This is a genomic window from Comamonas sp. B-9 (assembly GCF_000410635.1).
Classification (GTDB): domain Bacteria; phylum Pseudomonadota; class Gammaproteobacteria; order Burkholderiales; family Burkholderiaceae_C; genus Comamonas.
Map to the genome: position 1 here is coordinate 28,028 of NZ_KE148528.1, position 10,789 is coordinate 38,816.

Annotated in this window: 6 protein-coding genes and 1 pseudogene; 4 read left to right on the plus strand and 3 right to left on the minus strand. The window is 63.3% G+C overall.

Translation table 11 applies throughout. The features are described 5' to 3' along the window. Positions 1–57 precede the first annotated feature (57 nt). The 4 genes from H928_RS0106450 (at position 58) to H928_RS0106465 (ending at position 5,336) form a co-directional block, all read left to right on the plus strand. Positions 58–948 (plus strand): transporter substrate-binding domain-containing protein, encoded by an 891-nt coding sequence (locus H928_RS0106450; RefSeq protein ID WP_021025754.1) that lies wholly within the window; start codon positions 58–60, stop codon positions 946–948. A 290-nt stretch (positions 949–1,238) separates the two neighbouring features. Continuing rightward, positions 1,239–2,612, plus strand: coding sequence for a VOC family protein (locus H928_RS0106455; RefSeq protein ID WP_021025755.1), 1,374 nt, complete (start codon positions 1,239–1,241; stop codon positions 2,610–2,612). 3 nt (positions 2,613–2,615) lie between these two features. After that, a complete protein-coding gene (locus H928_RS0106460) occupies positions 2,616–4,055 on the plus strand; it encodes an FAD-binding oxidoreductase (protein ID WP_021025756.1) in 1,440 nt (479 codons plus the stop codon). 72 nt (positions 4,056–4,127) lie between these two features. Then, positions 4,128–5,336: a PLP-dependent aminotransferase family protein gene (locus H928_RS0106465; protein WP_021025757.1), complete on the plus strand. Its 1,209-nt coding sequence runs from the start codon at positions 4,128–4,130 to the stop codon at positions 5,334–5,336. 938 nt (positions 5,337–6,274) lie between these two features. Here the strand turns inward: H928_RS0106465 and H928_RS0106470 are convergent. From H928_RS0106470 to H928_RS31410, 3 genes and pseudogenes are all read right to left on the minus strand, one after another. Next, positions 6,275–7,690 carry a hypothetical protein gene (locus tag H928_RS0106470; protein WP_021025758.1) on the minus strand — a complete coding sequence of 472 codons (1,416 nt, stop codon included), beginning with the start codon at positions 7,688–7,690 and terminating at the stop codon, positions 6,275–6,277. A gap of 127 nt (positions 7,691–7,817) precedes the next feature. After that, a complete protein-coding gene (locus H928_RS0106475) occupies positions 7,818–10,223 on the minus strand; it encodes a TonB-dependent siderophore receptor (RefSeq protein ID WP_021025759.1) in 2,406 nt (801 codons plus the stop codon). 116 nt (positions 10,224–10,339) lie between these two features. After that, positions 10,340–10,789, minus strand: a pseudogene (locus tag H928_RS31410) (DUF4974 domain-containing protein); the annotation flags it as partial.

Consider the following 10,789-nt stretch of genomic DNA (forward strand, 5'->3'; position numbering starts at 1 on the left):
GTGAGGCATCTTGGCCCGGTGCCGGGATAGCAGTTCGTTCATTCCAAGGAGTACACAATGAAATTCAGCATCAAGATGGTGGCTGCAGCAGTGGCTTTTGCCGCAGGCGGCGCGGCATTTGCGCAAAGCACCTTCGACAAGATCAACAGCACCGGCAAGGTGGTGGTGGGCGTGCGCGAGAGCTCGGCCCCGATGGCCTATGCGATCGGCTCCAACCAGACCTTTGGCGGCTACCACGTCGAGCTGTGCGAGCGCGTGCTCAAGGAAATTGCGCCCAAGGCCAAGATCGAATACATGGCGCTGACGGCGCAGAACACGATGCCGCTGGTGCAAAACGGTACCGTGGACATTGGCTGCGGCCCCACCACCAACAACCTGAGCCGCCAAAAGCAGGTGGCTTTTGCCGTGACCACCTATGTGAGCCAGGTGCGCGCAGCGGTGCGTGCGGACTCCAACATCACCAGCGTCAAGCAGCTCGATGGCAAGACGGTGGCGGCCTCGGCCGGTACCACCGCCGTGCAGCTGCTGCGCAAGTTCGCCAAGGACAACAGCATCAACCTGCCCACGACCCTGGGCAAGGACCATTTCGAGAGCTTCATGCTGCTCGAATCGGGCCGCGCTGACGCCTTTGTGCTCGACGACAACCTGCTCGCCGGCGTGATCGCGAACTCGGCTAACCCGGCTGGCTACAAGATTGTCGGCGAGGCGCTGGGATCGGAGCCGATTGCGCTGCTGTTCCGCAAGGACGACCCGGCCTTCAAGAAGGCCGTGGACGACAGCCTGACCAAGATGATGAAGTCCGGCGAGCTGGCCAAGGTCTATGACAAGTGGTTCATGCAACCCATCCCGCCCAAGGGCCAGGCGCTGAACCTGCCGATGAGCGATACCCTGAAGAAGCTGCTGCAAGAGCCCAACGACAAGCCACTGGAAGCCTACGCGGACCAGTAAGCTGCGCGCTTGCACCCTGTACCCACCCAGCCTCGGCTGGGTTTTTTTATGCCCGCAGGCCGCGCCTATCGGGCAGCGATGGCTGCGCCAAACATCGCATTTTTCATCGCAGGCACCGGCCCCCGCCATGTTGTGCGTAATTGGAATAATTTGCCGCGCTATTGTCGTTTGACCTGGCACAAGGCTCTGCCTAGCATGACGCGCAGTGTTGTCTTGGTGCGCAGCCGCTTTGTGGCCGGCCGCCAAGGCCCGGTTTTCCCGTTTTATTAGCTATTGATCTGGTACCCACGATGACCCACTTTGTGCACCCCGATGAGGTTCGTTCGCGCTTCTCCCGCGCCATGTCCGATATGTACCGCGACGAAGTGCCGCAATACGGCAACTTGATGGAACTGGTAGCCCAGGTCAATGGCGAGGTGCTGAAGGCCCAGCCCGCACTGGCCAATGCAATGGCGCAGGCTGACGAGCTGGACCGCCTGGATGTGGAGCGCCATGGCGCCATCCGCGTCGGCACCAAGGAAGAGCTGTCCACCCTGCGTCGCCTGTTTGCCGTGATGGGCATGGAGGCCGTGGGCTACTATGACCTGTCGGTGGCGGGCGTGCCGGTGCACTCCACCGCCTTCCGCCCGGTCTTGAGCAGCTCGCTCAACCGCAACCCTTTTCGCGTGTTCACCTCGCTGCTGCGCCTGGACCTGCTGGCCGATGAGGCGCTGCGCGCGCAGTCGGCCGCCATCCTGGCCCGCCGCCAGATCTTCACCGATCGCGCGCTGGCGCTGATCGCCCAGTGCGAAGCCGCTGGTGGCCTGAGCGATGCAGAGGCCGACGAATTTGTGCGTGAAGCGCTGGAGACTTTCCGCTGGCACAGCGAGGCGACCGTGGATGCCGCCACCTACGACAAGCTGCACAAGGCGCACCGCCTGGTGGCCGATGTGGTCTGCTTCAAGGGCCCGCACATCAACCACCTGACGCCGCGCACGCTCGATATCGACGCCGCCCAGCTGGGCATGCCCGCCCATGGCATGGATGCCAAGGATGTGGTCGAAGGCCCACCCCGCCGCGCCTGCCCGATCCTGCTGCGCCAGACCAGCTTCAAGGCGCTGCAGGAGCGCGTGAACTTCCCCGGCAGCGACGACCAGGGCACGCACACCGCCCGCTTTGGCGAGATCGAGCAACGCGGCGTGGCCCTGACCCGCAAGGGCCGCGCGCTGTATGACAGCCTGCTGGCCAATGTGCGCAGCATGGGCAATGCCGGCAGCGCCAGCGCCAACTACCAGGACCGCCTGGAGTCGTCCTTTGCCGCCTTCCCCGACAGCCATGACGCCATGCGCCAGCAGGGCCTGGCGTTCTACCGCTATGTGCTGCAGCAGCCCGTGGGCGATGCCTCGGCCGATATCGAGACCCTGATTGCCGACGGCGTGGTGCGTGCCGAGCCCATCGTGTACGAGGACTTTTTGCCGGTGAGCGCGGCCGGTATCTTCCAGTCCAACCTGGGCGGCGAAGAGCAAAAGCATTACGAGGCCAACCAGGCGCAGCAGGCCTTCGAGGCCGACCTGGGTGCCCAGGTGCATGACGAGATCGCGCTGTACCAGGCGATGCAGGACGCATCCTTGCAAGCGGTGCGCGAGGCCCTGGCGCAAGCCGATGTAGCAGAAAGCGTGGCCTGAGCGATGGCCGCCTCTGATCTGGACAACCGCGAACTGCTGAGTGCGCTGCACGCCATTGTGGGTGAAGTCGGGGTGCTGCAAGGCGCCGATATGGCCGCCTATGAGGAAGGCGCGCGCTACGGCCAGGGCCGTGCGCGCCTGGTGGTGCGCCCCGCCGATGTGGCACAGGTGCAGGCCGTCGTGCGGCTGTGCGCCGAGCGCGGCCTGGCGCTGCTGCCCCAAGGCGCCAACACCGGCATGGTGGGCGCCAGCACGCCGGACATGAGCGGCACCCAGCTGGTGCTGAGCCTCTCGCGTCTGCGCAGCCACTGCGAGGTGGATGTGGCCAACCGCAGCGTGGTCGTCGATGCCGGCGTCACCCTGCAGGAGCTCAACGACCAGCTCGAACCCCACGGCCTCTGGTTTCCGATCGACCTGGGGGCCAACCCCTCGATCGGCGGCATGGTGGCCACCAACACCGGTGGCACGCGCCTGATCCGCTACGGCGATGTGCGCTCCAACCTGATGGCACTGCAAGTGGTACTGATGGACCCGCCCGGCGAGGTGGTGGAGCTGGGCCGCGCGCTGCGCAAGAACAATACCGGCGTGGACTGGAAGCAGCTGTTTGTCGGCGGCTCTGGGGCCGGCGCCATCGTGACGCAGGCCACCCTGCAGGTGCATGCCCGCCCGGCGCAGCGCGCCACGGCGCTGGTGGTGCCGGCCTCGGACGAGGCGGTGATGGAGCTGCTGCAGGCCTTTGAGCGCGACCTGGGCGATTGGCTGGCCGCATTTGAAGGCATCTCGGGCAACGCGATGCAGGCGGCCATTGACCATGTGCCCAACCTGCGCAACCCCTTTGCGCCGGATGATGCGCCCGAGTTCGCCATCCTGGTCGAGCTGGAAGCCAATGCCGCTGCCAAATACAGCCAGCTGGATCTGCAAGAGGCGCTCAACAGCTTCCTGGAAGACCAGTTCGAGTCGACCATCGTCAACGCGGCCTTGGGCAATGCCACCGAGCTGTGGCACCTGCGCCATAGCATCAGCGAAGGTGCACGCGCGCTGGGCAAGCCCATTGCGTTTGATGTGTCGGTGCCACGCTCGCGCATCATGGAGTTCTGCCGCAAAGGCCGCGAGCTGGTGGCGCGCGACTACCCCTTCCTCACCGTCGTGGACTTTGGCCATATCGCCGATGGCGGTGTGCACTTCAATGTCATCTGGCTCAAGGATGCGCCCGAGCAGTACGACCCGGCCGTAGTGCAGCGCCTGCGCGATGCCATCTACGGCATGGTGGTGCAGGACTTTGCGGGCAGCTACAGCGCGGAGCACGGTGTGGGCCCGCACAACCTGGCTTACTACCAGCGCTTTACGCCGCCGCTGCTGCAGCAATGGGCCGATGGCTGGCGCGACCGGCTGGACCCCCAGCACCTTTGCGGCACCGTGGATTTGGGCACGGCCAAAAACTAAGACCCTGGCCATGCCTGCATGGGCAGGCATGGCCAACAACAACCACCAGAGACAACCCAGCGAGACAAGGCCATGTCCTTTTTTCAATTCACTCCCGCATTCGCCAACCCCCAGGGCTCGCCCATCCGCGAGCTGTTTCCCTACCTGAGCCGCCCGGGCATGATCTCGCTGGCCGGTGGCTACCCCTCGCCCAGCCTGTTTGACCAGGAAGGCCTGGCAGCGGCGGCCGCGCAGGCGATGACCACCGGCGCCACCGCGCTGCAGTACGGCGCCACCGAAGGCTCGCCCGCGCTGCGCGAGCAATTGGCAGCCCAGTGCCAGGCCCGGGGCATCCGCTGCACAGCGGCCGACATGCTGGTGACCACCGGCTCGCAACAGGGTTTTGACCTGCTGCTGCGCGTGCTGATCCAGCCCGGCGATGCCGTCTGCGTGGAGACCCCGGCTTACCCCGCCACCCTTGCGGCGCTGCGCCAGGCGGGCGCCAGGATGCTGAGCACGCCGGTCGATGGCGATGGCCTGGATGTCGAAGCGCTGGCCGCCATGCTGGCTGCGCTGCCGGTGGCCGAGCGCCCCAAGCTGCTCTACACCGTGCCCAACTTCTCCAACCCCTGCGGCACCTTGCTGACACAGAAGCGCCGCGAGCGCCTGGTGCAGCTGGCGCTGCAGTATGGCTTTGTCGTCGTCGAGGACGATCCCTACGGCGAGCTGGCCTTCACCGATGCCCGCCCAGCCCCCGTCTATGCCGCGGCCCAGCAGCAAGTGGGCGAGGGAGAGAACCCCGTGGTCTACCTGTCGAGCCTGTCCAAGACCGTGGCCCCCGGCCTGCGCGTGGGCTGGATGGTGGCCGACCCGGCCGTGCTGCGCCGCTGCACGGTGGCCAAGCAGACCAATGACCTCTGCACCTCGCCGCTGGCGCAAGCCGTGGCCGCCAGCTACCTGCAGTCGGGCCGCTATGGCCAGGCTGTGGCCAAGGCCTGCGCCGAATACCAGCGCCGCATGCTGGCCTTGACCCAGGGCCTGAAGGCGCGGCTGGGTGACCTGGTGCAGTTTGTGCAGCCCGCTGGCGGCATGTTTGTCTGGTTGACGTTCGACACCCGCATCGATCCGCAAAAGCTGTTTGATGCTGCGGTGGCCGCCAACGTGATCTTTGTGCCGGGCAAGGCCTTTTATGCCGACAACGCCAACCTGCATTCGATGCGCCTGTCTTTTGCCGCGCCCGATGTGGCGCAGATTGAGCAGGCGGTTGACAGGCTGGCTGCAGCATTTGATAAAGCCGGCTAATCACTATCCAACCCATGGCAGCCTAGCTCGTCGGTTTTTCAGCCAACGGGCTCTTTTCTTATGACTTGGGCTCTGTCGCTGTCTGCGCCGTATTGCTGCTTTTGGAAGATATTGCTTTGACCGGGTATGGTCCATTCAGGGGATTGCCGCAAACCTACCGAACACAATGGGTCTGCCCTGGACACGATGCGGTGCAAGACCTCTGTCTAAACGGGAGAAATCAGAAGGGATCTTCTGCTTGTCAGCCCGTCCTCTTCTCTTCTGGAGAGACTGGCTGCTGCACTATTTCTACCTCGCTTGCTAACGCAGCTTCTGATAGCTACACCCAGGGCTACGGCAACAATGCGGCGTTGATGACTAAAGGGCTTCTGTTCAGTAGGCGGCTCTGCGAGCTGAGTAGCTTGGTGCCCATTGGGGGAGTTGCCACGACCAGCAGTTTCTAGCCGATCAACCTTCAGGTGCCGGTGAATACGGCGGAGGCACTGGTGTCCTATACCAGCCGCTCGGATGCGGCGTTGTTCTATGGATCGGCCAGCATTGGGGCCACCCGCTATGAGAGCGCGAAATTGCTCAAAACCAAGATGACGCTGCCATCCGTAGTACACATTCACTAGATGGGCTCCCCGCAAGCGCTGAACGATTTGGCCAGTGGGATTTTGCGGCTCTGTTCGGAGCACGTCGTCACCCTTGCGCGCGTTACCGCCAACTTGGGCCTCCCCCAAGCAGAGGGCAGCTGGCATAGGCTATGCCATCGTCAACGGGACTATCGCCTAATAGCAAAGCGTGTATTGGGGCACGAGAACCGGTATGTAGCTGCGACGCACTGCGCTGGTCACGACGAGTCCAGGTTTGTAGTGAGAGGCTGGCAGGGCGGATGGAGCGCTGGGGTGGTGGTCCTCACAGCCCTGCAAGCGAGCCTTCAAAGTTCAGAGCCTGTCTCAAGGCACCTTTTGACGCAAAGGTATGCGATAGGTTGCGGAACCCCCAGGATTGCTCCGGTGTGGCTCCTTGCCTTCAAAAATCAGGCTATGCGTGGCGGCTAGCCATTGCATGGCTTGCAAGGTGTAAGGATTGTGCAGCTCGGTAGGGGATGCTTGTACCCAAGCCTGCATGTCCTGGGCAGGAATGCTTTTGTGCATCGCAAGGTATTGCAGCATGACCAAACGGCGGTAGCCGTCCAAGTCGTGGACGCGTTGAAAAGAGCTTTGATAGTGATCAGAGTTCATAGCAACCATGCATGTCCCAAAGTAGTTGCGCAGCCGAAGTGGACGGGCGCAGTGATAGCGGTCAGCCGATACCCGATGGTATGTCTTGAAGGCTGCCTCTAACGCATTGGCGGGCAAATGTGCCATGGCTTTGATTTGGTCCAGATGCTCCAGCGAGGCATTCAAGGTGGCGATTGGTAGAACGCCGAGGCGTGAGAGGTTGTCATGCAGCTTTTCTTGCCAGCTGTCGTATTGCCCCTTTTGCGATACCAATGGGAGCATTCCGACAATCAACTGTTGCTCTCCCTGCAGCGCGGAGTCTAGATTTGGGCCGGGCTGCAAGATGAGCTCCCGGATTCTTGAAGAGACGATGGGTGATATGTGGGCATTCGTATGCCTCATTGCCTGGCTGAGCCAGCGTAACTCTGCGCTTTGCATTTCCAGCACCACCATGGCTTCTAACAAACTGCTGGCGGTGTTGCCCATGCGTGCTCGCAGTCTGCTGGTGATTTCCATCGTATCCAAAGCTACCTGCGCAGACAGCGGCCATTCCAGAGTAGCTTTCGCCAACATCAGCGCATGGACGCTGCGCAGCTGAGAGTAGGAAGGGAGTGGATTGAAAATATCGTAAGGAAGGTTGATGAACTGCGGAGCCGTTGCTGCCGCTTCATAGCGAACGAGCAATGGGCGATATGTTTGCACCAACGTAAGGACCTGATTTCTATTTGCCAGTGTCCAACTAAAGCAGTCTTTGTCGGCCTTCCAGGAGCAGTCAAGAGTCAGTGGAGAAACCCCGTCTTCGCCTGTGGAGGTTGCCCAAGCCATGATCGCATCGAAGCTTTGCGGCGCCTGCTTGGCCTGGTGACGTGCTTCCTGCGACTTCGCCAGGGATTGGCGCGCAAACGTCTCAGCGCTGCTAATAGGATTGCCGCTATCAGTGGGTGCATTTAAACCCACGATGATCAGATAGCCATTGCCCTCCTGCATGGCGTCAGTCGGCGGCATCTGTAGCACTTGGCGGGCCATTTCGCTGAGCGGATCGTCATGCCAATTCGCCACTAAAAGCGCAGTCAAGACGGCCGCCCCCAATACGAACAATAGTAGGGCCAAATAGCGCACAGCCATGAAAGTTTGACGCATGAAGGTCATGGATGCGTAATGGAAGTATGCAATGTGAGTGAATTCCTCAATCTAACATGAGCGATGCATCTGGTACGAAACAGACGCCGCTGAGTGACGAGGTTGCCAGGCGCCGCGGTCAACCTCGTCTGCGTCATCAGAAGTCGTAACGCATGCCCACATTCACGCTGCGCGGCGCTCCCCAGGTGTAGTACAGGCCAATGGCGCTGAAGTTGTTCACACCCGCTTTGTAGTGCTTGTCCAGCGCGTTGTTGACGTTCAGGCTGAAGGACAGCTGCTTGTCGACCTGGTAGCGGGCCATCAGGTCCAGCACCGCGTAGCTGCTTTGTTCCAGGGTAGCAGCGCTGTTGCTGACGGAGGTCTTGTCCTGCCAGCGGGTGGAGGCACCGACGGTCAGGCCACGCAGCGCGCCTTCGTCAAAGCGGTAGGTGCTGCCCAGTTTGAACTGGTACTCGGGGTACTGGCTGGTGTTGCTCAGCGAGCTGTTTTGCCGCACCAGGCTGCCCTGGGCCTGCCAGCCGCGTGCCAGCTCGCCCGACAGCTCCAGCTCCCAGCCGTGGCGGGGGGCAGAGGCGACGGAGCGGTAGGCGGTGTCGCCACCAGGGGTGAGGCCACCGGTTTCCTCGGCGGTGTTCTTGGTCTTGATCCAGTAGTGGCTGATGCTGGCGTTGAGGCGCTTGTCAAAGAACTCGCCCTTGATGCCGACCTCATAGGTGTTGCCTTCTTCGGGCTTGAGGGTGCGGCCCTGCTCGTCCTGCGAGGTCTGCGGCTGGAAGATGCTGGCGTAGCTGGCGTAGGCCGACATGTTCGGGTGGAAGTCGTAGACCAGACCGGCGTAGGGCGTGTAGACCGCGCTCTCGTTCATGTCGTAGTTCCACCAGTAGGGGGTGGTGTCGCGCTCTTCGAACTTGGTCACGCGCAAGCCCGCAATCAGCTGCACAGGATCGCTGAGCTGAAAGCGGCCTGCCGCATAGGCATAGCGCTGCTTTTGGCTGAAGCGGTTGTCGCCATAGGTCCAGCTGCTGGTGTCGGGCTCGGGCAGGTAGGCGCCGCCCTGGTCGTAGCGGGTGCCCAGGCCATCGAGCGGCAGCAGGGTCAGCGCGTTCAACGGCAGCTTGACGCTGCTCTGGAAGCGCGAAATACCAAGGCCGGCGAGCAGTTCGTGCTGGCGGCCCAGCAGGCTGAACGGGCCCTTGATGTCCAGGTTCACGGTCCAGTTGTCGTTGCGCATGTCGGTCCAGCGGCCGTAGTTGACCCGGTCCTGGTCGTAGAGGTAGCCGGCAAACATGTCATCCATGCGCACCTGCTGGTGCGAGAACTTGAGGCTGCTCGTCCAGCCATTGCCCAGGCGCTGCTCCAGGCTGCCGAAGAGGTTGAGCGAATCCTGGTCATAACCGCCCCAGGGCGCGCCGGTGTTGAACGAACGCGGCCGGTCGGGTGTTTTGACACCGGCACGGGTGTAGCCCTGGATGGGTTGGGTGGTGCCGATGCCGTTGGCTGCACGCTGGCGGTAGGTAAAGCCGACATTCAACAAGGTGTCCGGGCTGAGGTCCGCTTCCAGGGTGCCGAACAGCATCTTGCTTCTGCTGTCTTCATGGTCGCGAAAGCTGCCCGCATCGGTGGCCGAGGCCACCAGGCGGCCGCGCAGCGTGCCCGCCTCGTTGAGCGGGCCGCCGATATCGGCCTGCGCGCGGTAGCTGTCCCAGCTGCCGGCGCTGGCCTGCACGCTGGCCTGGAAGGTCCGTGTGGGGCGCTTGCGCACCATGTTGACGGTGGCGCCGTATTCGCCCTTGCCAACCACCAGGCCCGACGAGCCCTTGAGCACATCGATATGGTCGATCTCGGCCATGTCGTCGAGCGAGAACAGGGTGCTGGTCAGGTAGTACCAGCCGCTGCGCACTTGGGCCATGCCATCGGTCTGCAGGTTGACCGAGGTGCCGCGTGCCTGGAAATCGGTGGCATTGCCCTGGCGGTAGGTGCCGATGCCCGGGGTCTGCTCCATCACATCGGTCAGGGTGTCGAGCTTGAAGTCGTCCATGCGCTGGCGCGTCATCACGCTGACCGACTGCGGGGTTTCGCGCAGGCTCAGGCTCAAGCCCGTGGCGGTGGCGCTGGGGCCGCGCTGGGTGTAGCTGCCCGTGCCTTCGGTGGCGCCATCGCGCTGGGCATCGGCCGTCACGGTGACGGTCGCCAGGGTCGCGCCTTCTTCCCCGACCGAGGCGGCCTTGATCACCACGGCCTGGCCTTCGACCGTGGCCACCAGGCCGGTGCCGGCCAGCAAGCGGTCCAGCGCCTGGTTGGGCGTCAAGGTGCCGACGATGGCAGGGGCCCGCTTGCCGGCGACCAGGCCTTGCTGGGCAATCAGCTGGATGCGCGTTTGCCGCGCCCAGTCATTGAGCGCCTCTGCCAGCGGCTGGGCCTGGATGCTGAAGGCCAGCGGCGTGGTCGGCAGCGCGGCGCTTTGCGCATGGGCTGCTACGGAGCCCAAGGCCAGGGCCATGGCCAAAGCCAGCGGAGCGGGGCGCAGAAGGGGGTACGACATGGAGGTCCTCAAAGTAGTCAATGCAAATCATTCCTACTGAGGTAGACGCACGAGTTGCGAGAAATACGGTAGTGAGCGCGAAAAAAATATTAAAAATTTTCTGGGGCTTGGCGACGTCAACGCAGCGCGCGTATTTCCAGTCCGCCCGCCACCTGCTGCAGCCGCACCGGCAGCGCATGGGGCAGCACCTTGCGCAAGGTCTGGGTATCGCTAGGGTCAAAGGTGCCGCTCAGGCGCAGCGCGGCCACGGCCGGGTCGCTGATCGTCAGGCCCGTGCTGCCGTAGCGCTCAAACTCGGCCAGCGCCTGCGCAAGCGGCGTGTTGACAAAGCTGATGCGGTGCTCGCGCCAGGCGGCAATGCCTTCGGCGGCGACGGGCTGGATGGGGCGCAGGCTGCCTTCGGGATTGGCGCTGATCTGCTGGCCGGCCACCAAGGTCTGGGCTTCGGCGATCTGCGCCAGCGCGGGGCCGGGCGCGCCATCGCGGCGTACCACGCGCACCTTGCCTTCTTCGACGGCCACGCGCACGCCATCGCTGCCAGCCAGGCCCGGTGTATAGCGCACCGA

What these genes read in the sequence shown, in the direction of transcription:
- H928_RS0106455 (WP_021025755.1), top strand. Translation starts at nt 1,239, where the DNA reads ATGACCCACTTTGTGCACCCCGATGAGGTTCGTTCGCGCTTCTCCCGC.
- H928_RS0106470 (WP_021025758.1), bottom strand. Translation starts at nt 7,690, where the DNA reads ATGACCTTCATGCGTCAAACTTTCATGGCTGTGCGCTATTTGGCCCTA.
- H928_RS0106475 (WP_021025759.1), bottom strand. Translation starts at nt 10,223, where the DNA reads ATGTCGTACCCCCTTCTGCGCCCCGCTCCGCTGGCTTTGGCCATGGCC.
- H928_RS0106450 (WP_021025754.1), top strand. Translation starts at nt 58, where the DNA reads ATGAAATTCAGCATCAAGATGGTGGCTGCAGCAGTGGCTTTTGCCGCA.
- H928_RS0106460 (WP_021025756.1), top strand. Translation starts at nt 2,616, where the DNA reads ATGGCCGCCTCTGATCTGGACAACCGCGAACTGCTGAGTGCGCTGCAC.
- H928_RS0106465 (WP_021025757.1), top strand. Translation starts at nt 4,128, where the DNA reads ATGTCCTTTTTTCAATTCACTCCCGCATTCGCCAACCCCCAGGGCTCG.